At 53.4% G+C, this 19,238-nt stretch carries 13 protein-coding genes; 1 reads left to right on the top strand and 12 read right to left on the bottom strand.

The window, feature by feature from the left end; translation table 11 throughout:
* Positions 1 to 8: 8 nt before the first annotated feature.
* The 11 genes from LQV63_RS12560 to LQV63_RS12510 all read right to left on the bottom strand — a co-directional run bounded on the left by LQV63_RS12560 (position 9) and on the right by LQV63_RS12510 (position 9,908).
* On the bottom strand, positions 9 to 1,106 hold the full coding sequence (locus LQV63_RS12560; RefSeq protein WP_233696970.1) for a CgeB family protein: 1,098 nt from the start codon (positions 1,104 to 1,106) through the stop codon (positions 9 to 11).
* Between the two features lie 399 nt (positions 1,107 to 1,505).
* Positions 1,506 to 1,967 carry a hypothetical protein gene (locus tag LQV63_RS12555; protein WP_233696969.1) on the bottom strand — a complete coding sequence of 154 codons (462 nt, stop codon included), beginning with the start codon at positions 1,965 to 1,967 and terminating at the stop codon, positions 1,506 to 1,508.
* The gene (locus LQV63_RS12550) at positions 1,967 to 2,311 is read right to left on the bottom strand and encodes a hypothetical protein (RefSeq protein ID WP_019422453.1); all 345 of its coding nucleotides are present in this window, start codon (positions 2,309 to 2,311) and stop codon (positions 1,967 to 1,969) included. The genes LQV63_RS12555 and LQV63_RS12550 overlap by 1 nt, the downstream gene beginning before the upstream one ends.
* Positions 2,312 to 2,338: 27 nt before the next feature.
* Entirely contained in the window at positions 2,339 to 2,626 is a 288-nt protein-coding gene (locus tag LQV63_RS12545; protein ID WP_019422454.1) for a hypothetical protein, read from the bottom strand.
* Positions 2,627 to 2,804: 178 nt separating this feature from the next.
* The gene (locus LQV63_RS12540) at positions 2,805 to 4,175 is read right to left on the bottom strand and encodes a glycosyltransferase family 2 protein (RefSeq protein WP_233696968.1); all 1,371 of its coding nucleotides are present in this window, start codon (positions 4,173 to 4,175) and stop codon (positions 2,805 to 2,807) included.
* A gap of 44 nt (positions 4,176 to 4,219) precedes the next feature.
* The gene (locus LQV63_RS12535) at positions 4,220 to 5,290 is read right to left on the bottom strand and encodes a GT-D fold domain-containing glycosyltransferase (RefSeq protein WP_233696967.1); all 1,071 of its coding nucleotides are present in this window, start codon (positions 5,288 to 5,290) and stop codon (positions 4,220 to 4,222) included.
* Between the two features lie 61 nt (positions 5,291 to 5,351).
* Positions 5,352 to 6,344 carry a dTDP-glucose 4,6-dehydratase gene (rfbB, locus tag LQV63_RS12530; RefSeq protein ID WP_233696966.1) on the bottom strand — a complete coding sequence of 331 codons (993 nt, stop codon included), beginning with the start codon at positions 6,342 to 6,344 and terminating at the stop codon, positions 5,352 to 5,354.
* Entirely contained in the window at positions 6,341 to 7,072 is a 732-nt protein-coding gene (locus LQV63_RS12525) for a sugar phosphate nucleotidyltransferase (RefSeq protein WP_233696965.1), read from the bottom strand. Before LQV63_RS12525 ends, rfbB begins: the two co-directional genes overlap by 4 nt.
* A 13-nt stretch (positions 7,073 to 7,085) precedes the next feature.
* Complete coding sequence (locus LQV63_RS12520) at positions 7,086 to 7,841, bottom strand: glycosyltransferase family 2 protein (RefSeq protein WP_233696964.1); 756 nt, start codon at positions 7,839 to 7,841, stop codon at positions 7,086 to 7,088.
* Entirely contained in the window at positions 7,838 to 9,097 is a 1,260-nt protein-coding gene (locus tag LQV63_RS12515; RefSeq protein ID WP_233696963.1) for a glycosyltransferase family 2 protein, read from the bottom strand. The genes LQV63_RS12520 and LQV63_RS12515 overlap by 4 nt, the downstream gene beginning before the upstream one ends.
* 4 nt (positions 9,098 to 9,101) lie before the next feature.
* On the bottom strand, positions 9,102 to 9,908 hold the full coding sequence (locus LQV63_RS12510; RefSeq protein ID WP_233696962.1) for a glycosyltransferase family 2 protein: 807 nt from the start codon (positions 9,906 to 9,908) through the stop codon (positions 9,102 to 9,104).
* Positions 9,909 to 10,148: 240 nt separating this feature from the next.
* Between LQV63_RS12510 and LQV63_RS12505 the strand changes: the two genes are divergently transcribed.
* The gene (locus LQV63_RS12505) at positions 10,149 to 10,316 is read left to right on the top strand and encodes a hypothetical protein (RefSeq protein ID WP_233696961.1); all 168 of its coding nucleotides are present in this window, start codon (positions 10,149 to 10,151) and stop codon (positions 10,314 to 10,316) included.
* Positions 10,317 to 10,602: 286 nt separating this feature from the next.
* Here the strand turns inward: LQV63_RS12505 and LQV63_RS12500 are convergent, their stop codons facing one another.
* Positions 10,603 to 19,227 (bottom strand): WIAG-tail domain, encoded by an 8,625-nt coding sequence (locus tag LQV63_RS12500; protein ID WP_233696960.1) that lies wholly within the window; start codon positions 19,225 to 19,227, stop codon positions 10,603 to 10,605.
* Between the last annotated feature and the right edge of the window lie 11 nt (positions 19,228 to 19,238).

Genomic DNA, 19,238 nt, shown 5'->3' with positions numbered 1-19,238 from the left:
CAGTGGTTTTAAGAGCTAACGAATGTTTCCAGCAGCCGTTGTACGCGATGCTCGAACGTATGCTTAAGCAATGTCGTGTGCAATCCTTGCACTGCGACTCGCTGCCGGATCGTTTCATGCTGCAAATAGTAATCAATCTTGCTCATGAGCTCCTCGGGACAGTTGAAGGTCTCTATATCCACGCCCGGCGTATACATTTCTGCAAGCTCACTGCGCACATCGGTCATTTGCAGCGTACCGCAAGCCGATATTTCGTAGGTTCTCGGGTTTATGGACTCCCCGCCTAACTGATGGCTGTTGCGGTTGTCTGAACCATGCTCGACAGGCCGGTGTACATTAATAACGATTTTAGCGCCGTTATAGTACGTTGCCGTTTCTTCAATCGGTACCCAGCCTTGACGAATATGCGGACGGAGAACCGCATACCGGCTTAATCGCTCCCAATGTCCGCCCGCAATGATTACCTTCTTGTCAGCAAGAAAGGACGCCATATGGTCGAATAGGTTCACGCGATTCCAGAATGCACTGCCGATAAAGCAAATATCGTGCGTATAAGCAGGTTCGGCACGCAAGGGACGAAAGGTGGAGATCCCCGCTCCAAGCGGGAGATGAAACACACGATTGCATCCTAACTGCTTATAAAACGAAACGCCGCTTCGCTCATGGGTAAAGATGAAATCGTAGTAAGGAGCGGCAGCAGCCGTATCTTCTGAAAAGTAAGGGTCATCCACAAACCAAACTGCCGTCTTCATCCCCATCTGGCGAAGCCGCCCAATATGCTCAAGATGTTCCGGGGGATACACGTGCAAGCCGTTCATCACAAGTACGAGATCAGGCTTCATCCTCTCTGCTGCTTCCGCCATCTGAGCGGGCTCCACCTGTGCGCATTCTCGAGTAAGCTTCGTTAACGCCTCGCATACGCCTCGGTCAATTGCGTCAAATCCTTGCGGTACGTAAAGGACTCGCAAATCGAAAGAAGACAGCTGCGGCTTAGGCGTACGCTGAACCGTTGCTTCGCATAACCCCATTCGATACCCTTCTGAATACCCGCTCCGAAAGGCATTCGTCTTGATTCCCGTCCTTTTGGTATTGCGATCTTTTCTCATGCTTCGTTCACCCTGCTTCTGGCGCAAGCGGCACAGAACGCCATGAAATTGTTTTTAACACGCTTCATCATATGCCGCCCCGGCAAATGCATCATGGACGCTTATCCTTATGATTCAAAAAAGGCGGTTACCCAACCCCATTTCATGATGATGGAGCAACAAAAAGGCAGACCGACAACCCGCGAAAAGAACGCAAGCGTCAGACTGCCTATGCTTCGTGTTTAAACAGCCTCATATAATTATGCTTGACCGGAATATGCCATCTGATGCCCATCTTCAAATCCTTTGGCAAATCCAGCATTGAATCCATCATTATACGTCTCGTTAAATCCTTGGTTATACGCCCCATTGGAGGCTTCGGATTTGGGCAATCCTCTTCTGCGGCGGGCCGTAAGCTTCTTATGGCGCCGCTGGGAGCGCAGCGTCCGGCGAAGACGCGACCGCCGCGAGAGCAGCCGGCTTTTTCCGCCCCGCCGCAATGCTCTTCCTGCTCGAAGTGTTGCCTTCCGACGTCTGCCCGCGATCCGGGTCCGTCGTACTCGTTTGACCTTTCTCAATAGATTCATCCTCCTGTGCTCCTCGGGTTAAGATGCGCTGCAGCTTACAAGCTGGATGCAACCATGGCGATGTAGGAGTTCCTAAGGTTAGCTGGCGCGAACGCCAACCCGTAATCATTCCGCACAAGCTAAGCTGATAATCGGATAATAGGCGGATATTGTCTTTTATTCGCTTTGCAGATGCCTCGGAATGATCCGCAACATCCGCAACTTGCTCCAACATGCGAGCTAAAGCCGTTTGACTGCGCACAATAGCTTGAATCATATCGATTCTTGCCCGCTGCTCCTGCTCCCTGTGCATCATTACAACTTATCTCCCAAATCAAATTCTCCACTGAAAGATCCGTCCGCAGTACCGTCTCCGAATCCACCCGAGCTACCGCGATCCAGCACCGCCTTCATGTTGTTTGAGAGACTGAGCTGTAATTTCGTCAAGCCGTCGATGACCTCTATGATTTGCTCGTGAACTTCCAAGGGATCACTCAATTGATCTTTATGAGTGACAAAGGCGCTATCCGTCAAATGGTTCAATAACCAATTACGCGTTTTTTCGGCTTCCAGCGCTTTCGCTTCAAGTATCATGGACACGTTCCACTGCATTTTTGCCATAGCGTCAAGTATTAAATGGTAGGACCGCTCTCTGCTCACCTGACACCATCCTCCTTACACTGTGCTTTATTCCTCAGAATCATCGTTCAATTCTTTCATAATGTGCTGCAATTGTTCTGCCATCGCTTCTTCCAGCTCCGCTAAACCGTTCAAATAAGCAACAATGTTCTTGGTCACAGTGGCCGATTGCTCCTTCAGACCACTAATGCCCTCAAATTCAGGATGGACATCCGGCAGTGCGTGAATGATTTGAGCCATGCGGACCGCGACTTGACGCTTAGCATCCAATACTCGAGCCATATGCTGCTGTGAATTCGATATGTGCACGATAATTTCACTAACGATATGTTGCATGGTCTTACCTCCCAAATCCGATACACGAATGGCCGGCAGCCTGCGGACGTATTCAGCCATTACCTTCTACAACATATGCTACGCCTAAGGAGACGTAAACGGGCCAATCGCCCAAAACGCGCACTAATCGAATAAAAAAGAAGAGCATGCGTACGGCTCTTTACGCATACTCCAACGATTACAAATGGTACGCTTGGATGACGGGAGCCGCCATAATGGGCAGCCCTTCTTGTAAAGATTGCCGTTCCTTCTCCGTTCGAACGGTCATTTTCCCATTAAGCTGCCAGCGAGCAACCGCATGCTCGCTCATCAACTCCCGGTACGAATCCCCTTGACGTTGGTACCATCTCCCCGTTTCAGTCGTAAACACGCCCCCGTCCGGTATCGTTCCGTCCGCAGCTGATCGCTCGTTCCATTTGTGAATGACCGTGGCCGCATTCATAACCGGACCGGTAGCCCATCCCCGCAAATCGAGCTGGGATACTTTGACGACGGGAATATTCAGCTTGCCCTGGATTGGGTATTTGGTTCCATGCTCGATCCAATACAGCGTCTCCGTCAATCCGGTGACCGCGACGTGCGTCGGATAATAAGCATGATTTCGCTCAGCCGGAGCACCGTTGTTCCGCTCACGTACCCGATGAATCCAATCGTATGGATTGCCCCACTTCTTGCTGAAGAAGGCTGCATTCCGATTGTTTACCTCTTGGAACTTATCCCCTAACGCCTTCATGCTGGCACTGCCGAAATGATGAATGAACGTATCGCGGGCAATCATCAGCTTGCGCCTGTTTAATCGGACGCGAATGATATAATCTTCATCTTCGAAATTACCGATTTCGAAGCCTTCATCGAAATACCCCGTTGCCTCGAACAATTCGCGCCGGAACAAGAGACAGAAGCCGACAAGGCGATCGATGCGCTGCCATTTCCCAGCATTGGGGACGTTATGCTTCGCCGCAAAAGCGTACATATCTTCTATCTTTTCATACGGAACCGGGATTTGCTGATCACCGCTAATATAGTTCGTAACCGGACCGACCATTCCAATACTAGCGTCGCTATCCAAACAGTTCAGCAGATTGGATAACCAATTCGGGGTCACCAGAATATCGTTGTTAAGCAAACATATCGTGCGGCCCTTCGCCATCATCAATCCGGTATTGATTGCCCCAGAAAATCCGCGATTGATTTCATGGATGTGAAACCGGAGTTGACTAATATGCCGATACAAATATTGAGGGGTGGAATCCGTCGAAGCATTATCGACTACGATAATTTCATACGGAACTTTCGTATGCTTTTGAATGCTCGCTATACACTGCTCCAACAGATCCGCCTTATTAAAAGTCGGAATGACGATGCTCGTGCCCTCAAAAGGAACACCGTACTGCTCTTGACCGGCACGCAGGCCTTCTGCATACCCAACCGAATACCCTTGTTCATGCCGTTCGTACTTGGTTTGTTGTTCAGACATTGGCTGCGGAAACGATTCAGAACGCTGCCGGCGCAGTTTCAGCTTGCGTACAGATCTCCGTTTACGGGCCATAAGGCCTCACCTCCTTAGCTGTGTTATCCTCGTGTCGGCTGAAATTACAAAGAAGCCTCGCCGCGGGCAATTTTATTGGCCAGATGGCCAAAATCGAGTGCCACTTTACCGAACTGCTCGGCAATGCGCTGCGATAAGATAACGGCAGGAATGCCTGCAGCAATAAGTGCCAAATCATAGTCATGCCGTGACACCTCACGCAAGATGCGAGGAACATCACGAACTCCCATGACCGGTGTAATGACCCCGGCAACAGCTATGCCGCGCTGGCTCAGCACCTCCGCCAATTCCGGCCCTGTATTCCCGACAATGAGCACCCTGCGTCCTTGCATCAGTTGAAGCAAGTGCCCTTGCTGCGCCAACAAATAGTTCACTATGGAGTAAGTAAGACGCATTTGACGGGTTTGCATTCCGTAAGCGCGCAAGGTTGGATAAAGCAGTCCCTGGAAATTAGGCATGCGGGAGGTTGGCACGCCGACGAAGGTGGCTTTCCGTACCGATTCAGCCAATTGCTCACGGTACTCATGGTCAGGGACATCTATCCCGGCATACCCTAAAAAGGGTGCTTCTTTACGCACCAAATTAGACGACAGCACTTTATCGTGCGCCAGAGCGAGCAATTCACCGTCCCCCAACCGAACGACCGATAATGGAGCTCGCTGCTCAAGCGCTTGCTGCATTTCGACATACACGGTTAACGGAGCGATGAGCGGCTGCAGCAAATGCCTGACTTGTTCGAATCCGAGTGCAATGACGTGCTCTACCGGAATGTCCGGAAGTATCATATCTTCGGGAATAAGGCGGGCTAGAAAAGCTTCACCGCCTTCATATTTACCTTTGCGGAATCCATCTTCATAGGAGGTCCGCTTCACCGCTTCCACATCAATAGTTGGCGCAGGAGGCTCAGACGGAGCTTCAATAACCGGACGCGGCTGCTTTTTCCGCATCCACTTTTTCCCCCGTTTGCTTAACTGTTTCTTTCGCCGCGTGCTCAGACGTTCTGGCAATGTTCTGCGTTTGAAGCGTAATGCAGCTGCCGATTTGTTGCGACGCTTCGCAGGCAGAGCAGGAGGGGCCGGCACAATCTGCGCCTTCCGCGTCGTTGTCGTTGACATGCGTTCACCGTCCTTTTCATCCTCATGGCCCTTACGGTGCCGTTCGGCCAAAGATGCCGGTTCAGCGTCCCTCGAGGTAAGCGCCGGAACGGACGCGTTCCCACCAGCTCCGATTCGTTACATACCACATAATCGTTTCCTTCATTCCCTGCTCTAACTCCTTGCCTGGACGCCAGCCAAGTTCTCGTTCCGTCTTCGCCGGGTCAATGGCGTACCGTTTATCATGACCTAATCGGTCCGCCACGAACGTAATCAAGGACTCAGGCTTCCTCAACTCCTGCAGCACCATGCGCGTCACCTCGAGGTTGGTGCGTTCATGATGTCCGCCAATGTTGTACACTTCACCCGCTATCCCTCGCCTTAATGCCGCATCTATCGCTGCACAATGATCCATCACGTATAGCCAATCCCGCACATGAGTACCGTCACCGTATATCGGAATCGGTTCGTCATGAAGCGCGCGCAATATGATAGTGGGGATCAATTTCTCGGGGAACTGTCTTGGTCCGTAGTTGTTCGAGCAGCGGGTAATGATGACCGGCAATCCGTAGGTTTGTGCGTAGGAGCGTGCTAACAGATCAGAGCCTGCCTTGCTTGCCGAATAAGGGCTGTTGGGCATGAGCGGTGATTGTTCCGTAAAGTACCCGGTATCTCCCAATGTCCCATACACTTCATCTGTCGATACATGTATGAATTTCGGTGTCTCATAGCGTCTTGCCGCTTCTAGCAGGTGGAACGTTCCCAGCACGTTGGCACGCACGAATGCCTCTGGATGGACAATACTGCGATCTACATGAGATTCTGCAGCAAAATGAACGACTCCATCGAACGGATTCTCGGCAAATATACGCCCCACTTGCTCTGCATCCGTTATATCTGCCCGAACAAAGCGATAAGCGTCCGAATGAGCGATGTCTGACAAATTATCTGGATTGCCAGCGTAGGTGAGCGCATCGATGTTCGTAATGTGCAGATCATCATAGCGAGATAGCATGTGCAGGATGAAGTTGCTGCCGATAAACCCCATCCCGCCAGTGACAAGCAGCTTTCTCACAGGTGCACCCCCCGAAGTTGAATGGCCGCCTCATGCAGCGATTCAAAAGTCCCGGCGTCAATCCACCAATTTTGCATAATATCATATTGAAGCTTGCCAGCTTGAGCATAACAATTGTTCACGTCCGTAATTTCCAGTTCTCCTCGCGCAGACGGAACAATCGAATGAATATGATTGAACACGTCGGTGTCGTACATATATATCCCGGTAACGCAATACGAGGATTGCGGATGCTTCGGCTTCTCTTCGATTCGCTTGATGCGTTCCTTGTCTGCAGCATCAAATACGGGAACACCATACCGGCGTGGATCGTGGACGTGCTTCAACAGTACGCGCGCTTCCCCTTGAGGCTGCTCGTGGAATGCCTTCACATAAGGAGTCAAGTCGTCTTGGAATAGATTATCTCCCAGCAGCACGACGAATTTCTCGCCTGGAGCAAGATAGGGTTCTGCCAAAGACAGAGCTTGCGCGATGCCTCCCGCTTCCTCCTGAATGGCATAAGTTACATGAACGCCGTGCGCTCTCCCGCTGCCGAAGTAATCGGTATATAATGCAGCAGAAGATCGGCCAATGACCATAAATATATCTTTGATGCCTGCCGTGCGAAGACGTTCAATGCCGTAGCTTACCATTGGATGCTTCCCTACTGGCAGCAGATGCTTGTTAATTAGCTTAGTCAATGGATATAGACGGGTGCCAGTGCCTCCCGCCAGAATGATTCCTTTCAATCCTTCTCCCTCCTTACATGAACAAATGTGGATTCAGATTCCATTTTTCTACAAAACGGTCATAATTGCGTCCTATAAGCTCTTTCAACGCTTGTTCCCCGTGATCGCGAAAGCTGGCGCTGCCGTAATGATGCACGAGAACATCACCGCATAACGTCAACTCGTAGCCTTGCAGACGAGCGCGATAGCAATAATCGTCATCCTCGTAATGGCCGGGGCTGAATCGTTCATCAAATAGTCCTACGGTATGCAGCAACTGGCGCTTGAACAAAAAGCAGAGGCCGACAATTCGCTGCACGCGCTGGCGCTTGGCCGGGTCAGGCGCGTTCACCGAGCGGGTTAATCGATGGAATTGCTGTATATCATCATATGGATAGCTGACCTGTTGTTTTCCACTAGCATAATTTGTAGTCGGACCGACGATCCCTATCACATCCGTCTCGTACAATGCATCCAACAGATTATCCAACCACCGATAAGACACTACGACGTCATTATTCAACAATAACAGTTGCTCTCCGGAAGCAATCTGAAGCCCTCTGTTGCACGCAGCAGGAAAGCCGCGATTGTCCGGCAGTGAGACGAAAGTCAGGCTCTGTTGCAGGCAGAAATCTATTGTTCCGTCAGTAGAACCATTGTCGACGATTATGATTTCATAAGGAACGGCCGTATGTTCTTGAATCGCTTCAACACACTCTCGCAGGAGCGCCAGACGGTTATGCGTAGGAATGATGATGCTTGTCATCTGAGAGCGATACGGTGCCGTCATATGCTATTCCTCCTCAGCGCAATACGTTCACGTTGCTGGTCACTGCGCAGCATGGACGCTCCTTCGTCCATTAAAGCCCGAAGCGCCTCCAGATGATCCCCCAGAATAAGCGCAGCCACAGGATTGACTGCTCCTACGTTCGTATCGCGAACGCGGTTCTTGTTGATGACATCCACCGTATGGACCGACTGTACATTGAGGCCGCGGGCCATGGCGAGCGCTTGAGCCTTCGGAGGCACGCTCAATGCTTGAAAACCGATAGTATCAAGAGCCTTGCGGCTTAAAGCATGCGGGATGGCTGTCATGGAATTCGCATACAAGTCATCTCTTCCCAAGCTACGGTTCAACCACTGCTTGCAGTGCGTAATTCCGTCCTGCTTATCGAAGTTGTGCAGGAACGGACCGATATCATTCAAAGCCACGTCCACCCCGGTATGAACCGCCCACACAAAAGCACCCAGCTCTTCTGCAGGTATCGCAAAATCTCCGTCGACAAACAGCACGATGTCACCCCGCGATAGTTTTGCGCCGATCGAACGTCCGACATCATGACCGAGTGCTTCCGGATAATGAATAACCGTCGCCTCGTCGGAAGACTGACGGACAGCATGCAAGGTGTTGTCTGTCGAGCCGTTAACAACCACAATCGTTTCACCTAACGGCAAGCGGGATAGTTCCTTCATGACGGTTGCGATGCTGTTCTCTTCATTGCATGCGGTGACCACCACGTCCATCGTCTTCGTCGTCGGGAGAAGAACTGCATCCTTCGCTTGCGGGAAAAAGGGAACGGTAAAACCTTCGTGATATGCTGCGGCTAATGCCTTCACCTGGTTATAAGCTACAGCAATAGGTTGATATCGCTCTGAAAAGTGGGAGAAATGCGTCTGCATGCGGCGAATGACATTGGCTCGCCGAACGCTGGATGGCGTCTCACAAGCGCCTGCATATTCCCTTCCATCGGCATGCCCTGCCTCAGTTGCGGCACGGAGCCATTCCACCGGAACCGATGTCCGGCGGTCCGCTGCTGCCTGACCGGACGATGGGTGGGCGTGTGTTCGCTTATCCGAATGGAACCGAACGAATCTCCGTCTGGAATGCGAGAGCCGCTTCCCGCCGCTTTGTTTCATTTTCGTATAGCTGCGCCACGAACCGATGCGGTTGGTGCTTCTGGCGGCCTTGGACATTCGCTTCGTCTGAGAGCGCTTGTGGTTGAATCCATGCACGCGACCTGCCGCTTTCCGCTTCATTTGCTTCATCGCGTCATTTCACCCGCCCTCGTTGTCTTGTTAAATCGGAATGACCTCCACGATCTCCAGCCTGTTCAACGATCCAACGCACTGCTTGCAAATGATCATATTGAATCATATGCTCAAGCGGATCCCGACCGTGAACTCGAATCGGATTCAGCTTGCCCACGTCGACAGCGTGCACCGCTTTGACGTTAAGCCCACGCAGAACGGACATGGCATGCGCGAGCGGCGGAACGGATAACGCCTCCGAGCCGATAGTATCCAAGGTGCGGCGGCTAATAGCATGAGGGACCGCAGTAAGCGATGTCCCCTTCAGCTCCGGCCTGGACAGCAAAGTGTTCAAAGCATGCTTGGCCAAGACGACCCGATGTACCTCACGCTTGTTGGTAGGCCCCGAATAGTCGTTCAAAGCGACGTCAATCCCACCTGCCACCGCTGTAATAAAAGGCCGCAGTTTCGAAGCCGGAATAATCATGTCCCCATCAATAAATAGTAATATGTCCCCTCCAGCCGCCTGGGCTCCGACAGTACGGCCCACATCATGACCAAGCGGTGATGGGAAACGGAGCAAGCGAACGCCCAAGGCTGCGGCAATTCGATCCGAGCCATCCGTCGTTCCGTTGCAGACGACGATGACTTCGGTCTGCGGGTGCACCCTTGCAGCCTCTTTAATAACGCGGGAAATCGTGCGCCGTTCGTTCATGACAGGAATAATGACCGAGACGACAGGATGAGGATGAGTACCTATGAACCGCATGCGAGTGCGCCGTTTACGCCCTCGCGTGAACCGCGGTCGAAGCCGCTTCGCCTGACGCAATTCGTATCACCTCCTGTTTACGTTTCCGCCTCTGTATACATCACATTGTATGAATGAACCGGAATGTTGCAACGGCATCTGTACATATGCCGTCCCGCACATGCGGAAATTAGCAGCGATTCATGCACCAACAATAAAGAAGAAGGAAATGACCCGATCGAACGGTTCATTTTCTTCTTCTTTAGCATGATACTTATTCTATACCGTGTCATTCCGTAACCGGACGGGCAGGATGAACCAGTGGGCACCTGGAACGTCTGGCTATTGATTGCGCTGCTCATCGTATCTCTGCCGGAGCTCATCGCGCGCATTCAGACGCGCTCGGCTTTTTTCCTGAAGCGCAGGCAATCCGAACGGGAACGGACGCTTTGCTACATAACCGACACGACAAACGACCACTCTGGTTGATTGACATCATATTCGGCCGCCTAATGTAATGGTATAGAAACGGACATATCACTTAACCTCGACGTTATCCCTCCTGACTGTATGGGAGAATGGTCATAAGAGCAACTTCACGGGGCCCGATAACATCTTTTCGTCTGAAAGGGAAAGGGAACGTGACGACTCAAGGCGAAGGACATCTTTTATCCCGATTTTTCTTATACATTCTAAAATGATCAAAAAAAAGAGAAGCCGTCAACGTATGCCAACGGCTTCTTCTCTTCTTGAACTGACTCATTGACACCCGTATTCAGCCAAGCGCAATCCAGGATACGAATCCAGCTGGCTGCGGGCTAATTCTCATACGAATGATTTCAATTACGGCATGATCCGGTGCCTGTGATTTTAGAACAGCATAGCAAGCGGAGTGATTGGTCATCGCCACAATCGTGTAATTACAGCCTGCGTAGGCTTCCTCAAATGGAATGGCCAGCTCTATTTTTTCGTCATGATCACTGAACGTAAATGCCGTCATTCCGAACTGCTGCAATGCTGCTGGCTTTCCATTCCCTGTACGGACCGGACCGAAAGAGCAGGCTTCAACCGTTACGGCTCCTGGCTGCAAATGACCGGCACCGACGCTGCCTTCTTGTAAATGCTGTTCGGTAATCAGGTCGAAGGACAGATGCTCCTGCTGTACGACTTGCGGGCTTAGATGCTTCGCAGCTACGCTCTGATCCGCCAGCTTCATGGCGGATACACTCCCGTCGGCTATAGCTGCTTCCCGTACCGCTCCGTTCCGGATATGCTCCGAATCGACGCTTTGAGCCTGCAGGTGTTCGGATTGCACGCTGTCGTGGCCGATATGAACCGATTGTACAGCATTAGGTGCAAGGTGACCGGCTTCAATCGCGTCGGCGGCGATATGCGTGCCCCATATTTCTCCCGCCGCCAGATGAGAACTGTGAATAGCTCCATAGGAAATGTGCTTCGCAAGTATCGTATTCGGAGCAATATGATCGCTATGCACGGCATGCGTATCCAGTTGTTCCGAGCCAACCGAATATGGCTCCAGATGAGCGGCCTTAACGCTCTGATCCTGTAAGTGAATGGAGCCTACCGCTTGAGTCGCCAGCTTAACTGTAGTAACGGCGCCGTCTTGCAGCGCAGTGCTCCCAATCGCGTCGGCTTGCATATGCCGGGCTTCGATAATTCCGTTGCCAAGGCCGCCTCCCTTAATCGTGTCCAGCGTTGCAGGGGTTGGATGTGGCTGTTGTGCGGCACCTGCCAGCAGCGTCAAGGTGTGTTCGCTCAGGTGAGATATACCAATGGAACCTGCAGCAATCTGTTCGCCTCCAATCGCACCCGATGCCAGCTTCACCCCGCTAATACTGCCGTCTGCAAGGGCCGAATCGCCCACTGCCCCATCTTGCAGATGCTCTGCACCGATCGCGGACGGCCTCACATGCACGCTGCCGATAGCTCCCAATTGCACATGTGTCGCATTAACTGCGCCGCTTCTGAGCTGCACGCTGCCGACTGCGCCCGTCTGCAATTGCTCCGCTCCCACCGAGCCGCTCGCCAGGTGCTCACCTTCCACGGCTCCCGGTGCCAGCTTCGCTCCGCTTACGCTGCCGTCGGCAAGGGCTGCTTCGCTTATCATCCCGTCCTGCAGATGCTCCGCACCAATCGCATTCGGCTGTACATGCACACTTCCGATGGCTCCCAATTGTACATGCGTCGCAGTCACCGCTCCGCTGCTGAGCTGCTCACTGCCGACCGCTCCCGCTTGTAAATGCTCCGCCCCCACTGAACGGCTCGCCAGATGCTCGGCTCCAATCGCACTCGGCTGAACATGCGCATTGCCGATGGCCCCCAATTGCACATGCGTCGCAGTCACCGCTCCGCTTCTAAGCTGCTCGCTACCTACCGCTCCCGCCTGCAAATGCTCCGCTCCTACTGAACCGCTCGCCAGATGCTCGCCATCTACGGCTCCTGATGCCAGCTTCGCTCCGCTCACGCTGCCGTCGGCAAGGGCTGCTTCGCTTATCGCTCCGTCCTGCAGATGCTCTGCACCGATCGCGGACGGCCTCACATGCGCGCTGCCGATAGCTCCCAATTGTACATGCGTCGCAGTCACCGCTCCGCTTCTGAGCTGCTCACTGCCTACCGCTCCCGCTTGTAAATGCTCCGCCCCCACTGAACGGCTCGCCAGATGCTCGGCTCCAATCGCACTCGGCTGAACATGCGCATTGCCGATGGCCCCCAATTGCACATGCGTCGCAGTCACCGCTCCGCTTCTAAGCTGCTCGCTGCCTACCGCTCCCGCCTGCAAATGCTCCGCTCCCACTGAACCGCTCGCCAGATGCTCGCCATCTACGGCTCCTGATGCCAGCTTCGCTCCGCTCACGCTGCCGTCGGCAAGGGCTGCTTCGCTTATCGCTCCGTCCTGCAGATGCTCTGCACCGATCGCGGACGGCTGCACATGCGCATTGCCGATGGCTCCCAATTGCACATGCGTCGCAGTCACCGCTCCGCTTCTGAGCTGCACGCTGCCGACTGCGCCCGCCTGCAAATGCTCCGCTCCCACCGAACCACTCAACAGATGCTCACCATCTACAGTGTCCGGTGCTAGCTTCGACCCGCTTACGCTGCCATCTGCTAACGCCGCTTCTGTTACAGCGGCAGGCTGCAGATGCTGGGCTCCGATCGTACTCGGTTGCACATGCGAGCTGCCGATAGAGCCGAACTGCACATGCGTGGCATTGACCGCTCCGCTTCTAAGCTGCTCGCAGCCAACTGCACCCGTCTGCAAATGTTCTGCTCCCACCGAGCCGCTCGCCAAATGCTCACCATCTACGGTGTTCGGTGCTAGCTTCGCCCCGCTTACGCTGCCATCTGCTAACGCCGCTTCCGTCACCGCAGCAGGCTGCAGATGCTCCGCACCAATCGCACTCGGCTGCACATGCGCGCTGCCTATGGCTCCCAATTGCACATGCGTCGCAGTCACCGCTCCGCTTCTGAGCTGCTCGCTGCCGACCGCTCCCGCCTGCAAATGCTCCGCTCCCACTGAACCGCTCGCCAGATGCTCGCCTTCCACGGCTCCCGGTGCCAGCTTCGCTCCGCTTACGCTGCCGTCTGCTAACGCCGCTTCCGTCACCGCGGCAGGCTGCAGATGCTCCGCACCAATCGCATTCGGCTGCACATGCGTGCTGCCTATGGCTCCCAATTGCACATGCGTCGCAGTCACCGCTCCGCTTCTGAGCTGCTCGCTGCCGACCGCTCCCGCTTGCAAATGCTCCGCTCCCACTGAACCGCTCGCCAGATGCTCGCCATCTACGGCGTCCGGCGCCAGCTTCGCTCCGCTTACGCTGCCATCTGCTAACGCCGCTTCCGTCACCGCGGCAGGCTGCAGATGTAACGACGCAATGCTCTGCTCCTTCAATTTAGCTCCGCTAATCGATGAATCTGCGATGTGCTCACCGTTCAATCCATCCATCGCCAAATGATTGAGCTGAAAAGCCCCTGGAAGAATATGTTCCGGTCGGATAGACATCGGCTGGAGATGTGCCGAAGAGATTTCACCCGCCTGGATGTGCCTTCCCTTCACCGCCCCGTAGCTAATCTGATCTTCTCCTACCGCGTTGGCTGCTACATGCTTGCGCTGAATCGATTCTGCCTGCAATTTGTGCGCAGATACGCTGCCATCAGCCAACTGTTCGGCCGTCACCGCGCCATTCGCCAGCTTCGACGTGGTGACGCTGCCGTCAGCCAGGCTCTGCTTTTGCACAGCCCCGGCTTCGATATGATCGGCCTGAACGGCTCCCGTTGCCAGCTTCGTGCTCGACACCGCGCGCTCCGCCAGCTTCGCTCCATGAATCGACTCATCCTGGATATGCTCTGTCTGCACGCTGTTCAACTGCAAATGCTGCGGTCCGACCGCTTGCCGCGATAGATGTTCACCGCCTACCGTACCATGCGCCAGCTTCCCACTCGTGACGCTGCCTGCCTGCAACATATCGGTCGTAATGGCAGCATCTTGAATGTGCTCCCCCGACACTGCCTTCGGCGCAATAGTTTTTCCAGTTACGGAGCGTTCTTGCAGCTTCTCTCCAGTAATGGCGGCATCTGCGATATGCTCTTCCCGTACGGAGGAAGCCTTCAGTTGTTCAGAGCCCACGATGTTAGCCTGAAGGTGGAAAGTGGCAATTTCGCCAGATCCGATATGATGTCCCCGCACCGCTTGAGCAGCGATCTGACGCGAACCGATAGCACCATTCTCTAGATGCTCTTCCTTGACCGCTTCGAGCGCCAATTGTGCAGAACCTACAGCATGGGCGCTTAATTTTTCCGAAGTGATGCTGTCAGCCGCAATCTTGTCGACCGTTACGCAGCCATCCTTCAGAACCGCATTCGTAATGGACTGCAGCTGCAAATGCTCGCTGCTTACCGTTCCGCGCCCCAGCTTGCTCTCTGTTACCGCTCCGTCCGTCAACTTGTCACTCGAGATCGAGCCGTCTGCCAGATGATCGCTCCGAATCGAGGCTTGCCGCAAATGCGGTCCGAAGATAGAGGCTTCGGCGATATGCGTGCCATCCACTTCGCCAGGTCCGATATGATGAGTCCGTACAGCACGGTCTGCAATATGACGCGCTTCGACCGCCTCATTGCCGATATGATCGGACTGTACAGATTGGGAGTTGAGATGTGCGGAATGCACGGTGCGCTTCGCAATCTTGTTGCTCGTAACGCTGCCATCCGCCAGCTTCTCATTGATGATGCTTGCATCCTGCAGCATATAAGCCGCGATGGCACGAGGTTCAATATGCTCGCTGCGCACCGCTTTCGGTGCTATTTTTTCAGAAGTGACCGCATCATTCTCCACATTCTTCGTCTGCACGACTCCAGGCGCCAGATGATTTCTCTGGATGCTGTTCTCTGCCAAATGGCGGCTCTTAATCGACATCGGTACGATGTGCTCCGCGCCAACCTCGCATCCGGCCAGATGACGGCCCTCTACGGAACCTTCCGCCAAGTGGCGGCTTTGAACCGCCTCGTCTGTCAAATGACGGGGCTCAACCGCTTGCTCAGCCAACTGTCTGCTTTGCACGGCTCCCTCGGCCATTTTACTTGCATGAACGGCACCGTCTTGCAGCGTATCCGTCCGGACAATACCCGATTGCAAGTGCGCTTCGTTAATAATCTGTTCGCGCAAATGATGAGGCAGCACGACCCCCTCGGTCAAATGCTCCGATAAAATAATGCCTGACTTCAAATGTTTCGACTCAATCAAATCCGGCTGCAAGTGATGTGAACCGATCGAAGAGCTGCGCAAATGCTCACCGGCGACGGAATCCTTTTGTAAATGCTCCATGGATACCGAGCCTTCAGCCAAGTGCTCTTCAACAACCGCATGCTTTGCGATGTGCCGACTGCAGATTTCACCTTCCGCAATCGCCTCTGAGCGTACTGCATCGGCAGCCATATGCAAGCTGGATATTACGCCTTCTTGCAGATGCAATCCCGATATGCTGTCTTCAGCTATATGCCGTTCCGTCACGGCTCCTTCCTGAATATGGCTGCTCGTCACGGCATGCTGCGCAATATGTCCGCTTGTTACAGCCCCTGCTTCCAGATGTTCGCTTGTAACGGCATACGGAGCGATTTTGGACGAGGTAACGGCTCCTGTGTCTACATGCCGTTCTCGAATGACAGAGTCGCCCAAATGCGTGCTTTGAATCGATTCCGACTGCAGTTTGCGCCCAGGCAGGCCGTTTTCCGGAAGAAAATCACCTGAGAGCACATCCGGGCCGAGATGCAGCAAGGAAACCGTTCCTTTTTTCAAATGATAGCCTTGAATAGATTCGACCCGCAAATGCTTGCCTGAGATTGTTTCGAGCGCAATATGCTTGCTCATAATGGCTTGAGGTGCCAGCTTATCGTTCGTGATGCTGTTATCCTGCAGCATATCGGCCGTAATGGCTTGCGGTTGGATATGGGTTTCATTGACCGAGCGCGGAGCAAGGTGTCGCTCTTGAATTGAACCTTCAGACAGATGCTCAGATTGCACCGCTTCATGAGCCAACTTGCGGGAAGTAATGACCCCGTCCTGAACATGTGTTTCGGTAACGCTAGCCGCTTGGATATGCTCAGAAGTTACACTGTCTCCAGCCAGCTTCTCCTCTGTGACCGCCCCGTCCTGCAAATGCGCGCTCTCGATGCTATGCTGACGAAGGTGCATGCTGCCAATCGTATCATCGGCGATATGAACGGCTTGAACACTGTCAGGTGCCAATTGCCGGGAGGTAATACTGTGAGGTGCCACATGTTCCGTATTTATCGCTTCGCTTTGAATCGCTTGGCTGTTAATCGAATCCGGCTGCAGATGATCGCTTCCGATGGCCGAAGCCGAAATGTGCAGTGGCAGTATCGACGCGTCCCGTATCGCTTCAGAAGTGACGGAACCCTCGGACAAGTGAATGGCCTCCACGCTGTCTATCGCCAATTTGTCAGTAGTCACGCTCATATTCGCCAGCTTGATGGAGGTGACCGACATGTCGCTCAGCTTATCGGTAGATACGCTTTCCGGGGACAGCTTCAGCGAAGTGACAACATGATCAGCTAAGTGATGGGAATGAACGACACCTGCTCCGATATGCCGATCCCGTATCGAATGAGGAGCAATCTTATCACTGGTAACCGCTTCTTGCTTCAGCATGGCGGATTCGATCGTCTGAGAGCGGATATGCTCGCTGCCGATCGCTCCCGGTGCAATGTGCCCCTCAAGCACGGCGTTCTGTTCAATGGCCGGCGAACTGACGGCACCATCGCTGAGGTGTCGTGCCAAGACGCTGTCGTCTGCCAATTTATCCGAAGTGACACTCCATTCCGCCAGCTTCTGCCGCGTAACGGATTCGTCAGCGACGCGATCTGTCGTAATGCTTTGCAGAGCCAGCTTCTCCGTCGTCACCGCACCATCTTCAAGGTGCGTCGTGTTAATCGCTCGCACATCCAAGTGTTGGCCCTGGACCGCCCCGGGTGCAATATTATACGCTTTTACCGCCCCGTCCTTGAGGTGCTTATCCGCGATGGAGTCCTGCTCGATATGTTCTCCTCCGATAGCATCCGGATGAATATGCTGTGCATTCACGGATAGCGGAGCTATATTCTGCGAACCGATCGATTGTTTCGCAATATGCCGGGACTGGACCACTTCATCGGCTATTTTCGTAGAGACAATACTCTGATCGGCTATCTTGGAGGCAGTTACTGCATGATCGACGAGCTTCATCGTCGTAATTGCCTGGTCGGCTAGCTTCTCCGCGTTAACGGATTGCTCACTAAGGTGCCAGCTTTGAATCTCGCTCTGCCCGATATGCTCCTGCCGTACTGCTTCTTCATGAAGATGTTTGGACTCAATGGAGCCTGAAGCGATGTGGCTGCCATGGACGGAGCGAGCCTGAAGCTGAGATCCGATTAAGGACCCGGGAGCTATATGAATGCCCTGAATCTGTCCGTGACCGATATGGCGGCTTTCTACGGCTTGATCGGCTATTGCTCGACCAGACACACTGCCATCTACTAGATGCGGAGTTCTCACACTGCCCGCGGCCAACTTGTCACCCGTCACTGCGCCGTTTCGTATCTTTGATGTCGTAATCGCGTCCTCACCCAGCTTAGATGCATCGACAACCTCATTAGCCAAGTTTTCGATTTGAATGGCGCCGCTGCGAATTTTGTCCGAAGTAATCGATTGATCCTGAATTAATTCGGAAGTAATAATAAATCCACTTAAATGTTTCGTTTGAATGGAGCCCTCGGCAATTTTGTCGGAGTCAATCGTTTTGTCCGCCAGCTTCTCTGAAGTAATGCTTCCGTCTTTAATTTTCCCGCCTGTAATGGAACGGTCCCGAATTTTACTTCCGGATATGGCATTGCGTATTAAATGCTCTCCGGATATCGATTCCGGAGCGAGCTTTGAGCCCGTTACTGCGTTATCCGCTATCTTAATGGCGGAAACAGCGTAGTCGCACAAGGCGTCCGTATCCACGCTTTCCCGCTTCAGTTTAGAACCGCTAATGGAGTAAGAAGCCAACTTCTCGTCTGTGACAGCTTCATCCGCGATGTCATCGGTGTATACAAACGCTTTGGCACGTGCTTGGCTTCGCTTTTCCGCCAACCACTGCGCCCTTTCCTCTTCCTTCTTCTGCTCTAGCTTCTCTTCATCCCGAACTGTTTTTGGCTTTGTGTCCGGCAGTAAGTTTCCTTCCGCCTTTCTGCCATCCCCTATTCTACCTTCTGCCGATCGGCTCTTAGAGGCTGCAGGAACGGAGCCAGACTCCTCGGTTTGCTGGCTGCTGGCTGGATCATCTGTTGAAGAATTCGTTGCTGGAATCGCTGGAGATGACGATGCGGGAGGAGGCGGAGAATTCGGGATAATGGCTGCATGCGTCTCTGGCTGCGGAGCAGGCTCGGGAACTTTTTCTTTGGAGACTTTAGAGACTTTGGAGACTTTGGAGACTTTGGAAGCTCCGGCAGCAGCAGGTTCCTGCAAGCTCTGGATCCCCCGGGCCTCCGGGACTTGGTCATGACTTGAAACCGCCGCATCGGACGGAGATAAATCCGCTTGAACCCGTTCTGCAGCAGAAGCGGTGATGGTCTCAGCCGGCTTCGCTTCGGATGTGACGAATAATTCCTCCTGCAAGAGGTTGGAAAGCGTTCCGGGCGCATCTTGATTAGTTTGCGCTGCCGGCGCAATTATCTCGGCAGGCGGCTCTGCCAGCGCATTAATGCTGGCTTTCTTTTGCTGTGCTTCTTTGCTCTTAATCGATTTGGACATACGGTCCAGCATTTGCAATTCCGACGTGTTCGGATTATCCACATAATAGAGCGGCCTCTTGCCCTTAGCTGGACGGTTTTCTTTCTTTTTTTTCATGTGCTCTCTCC

This window comes from Paenibacillus profundus (genome assembly GCF_021369635.1).
GTDB classification, from domain to species: domain Bacteria; phylum Bacillota; class Bacilli; order Paenibacillales; family Paenibacillaceae; genus Paenibacillus_B; species Paenibacillus_B profundus.
Note: the sequence above shows the minus strand (reverse complement) of the source record. Positions and strands in the feature narration are given on the sequence as shown.